The sequence below is a fragment of the Shewanella colwelliana genome (assembly GCF_001735525.1).
Classification (GTDB): domain Bacteria; phylum Pseudomonadota; class Gammaproteobacteria; order Enterobacterales; family Shewanellaceae; genus Shewanella; species Shewanella colwelliana.
The window spans coordinates 1-927 of the sequence record NZ_MCBT01000026.1 but is presented as its reverse complement, the minus strand read 5'-3'; the positions used below and the strand labels follow the sequence as shown (position 1 = coordinate 927).

Annotated in this window: 1 protein-coding gene; it reads left to right on the top strand. The window is 56.5% G+C overall.

The genetic code is table 11. From position 1 onward, the window contains the following. A partial coding sequence (locus BEL05_RS21030) for a hypothetical protein (RefSeq protein ID WP_217629861.1) occupies positions 1-927 on the top strand: 927 nt, incomplete at both ends.

The window sequence follows — 927 nt, the reverse complement described above, 5'->3', positions numbered from 1 at the left end:
ATGGGGTCGACAGCGGCAGCGGACTGGCATTTACTCTACCCGCTGACAGCGAAGGCAAAAGCCTAGCATTCTGTGTTACCCCAGTGGCACTCACTGGAGAGCCCAAGCAAGGCACGGAGGTCTGCGATACGCAAACCATCATCGGCAGCTATATCGCCCCCGTTGCTAGTGACTTGAGCATTCTGCCGCAAGCGGTAGCCAATACCCCGCTGACCGGGGATTACCGCTACACTGATAACGCCTCTCGAACCGAAGGCGCGAGCCTATTCAGTTGGCGCATAGATGGCACCGAGATCAGCAACAGCAACACTCTCACTCTTAACGTAGACAGCGAAGGCAAATCGCTCACCTTCTGTGTCACTCCAGTTGCAAGCTACGGCAACAACAGTATTGGCACCCAAGTGTGTACCACGCCAGCGACGGTTCAACCCAAAGTGGGCAGTGCCCCCGTAGCGAGTGATGTCGTTATCGCCACCCCACTGCAACCTGGCAGCGCCACTACGGCCAGTTACAGCTACAGTGATGCCGATGCCGATTTAGAAGGAGTAAGCCTGACACGTTGGCGTCTCAATGGGGTCGACAGCGGCAGCGGACTGGCATTTACTCTGCCCGCTGACAGCGAAGGCAAAAGCCTAGCATTCTGTGTTACCCCAGTGGCACTCACCGGAGAGCCCAAGCAAGGCACCGAGGTCTGCGATACGCAAACCATCATCGGCAGCTATATCGCCCCCGTTGCTAGTGACTTGAATATTCTGCCGCAAGCGGTAGCCAATACCCCGCTGACCGGGGATTACCGCTACACTGATAACGCCTCTCGAACCGAAGGCGCGAGCCTACTCAGTTGGCGCATAGATGGCACCGAGATCAGCAACAGCAACACTCTCACTCTTAACGTAGACAGCGAAGGCAAATCGCTCACCTTCTGTG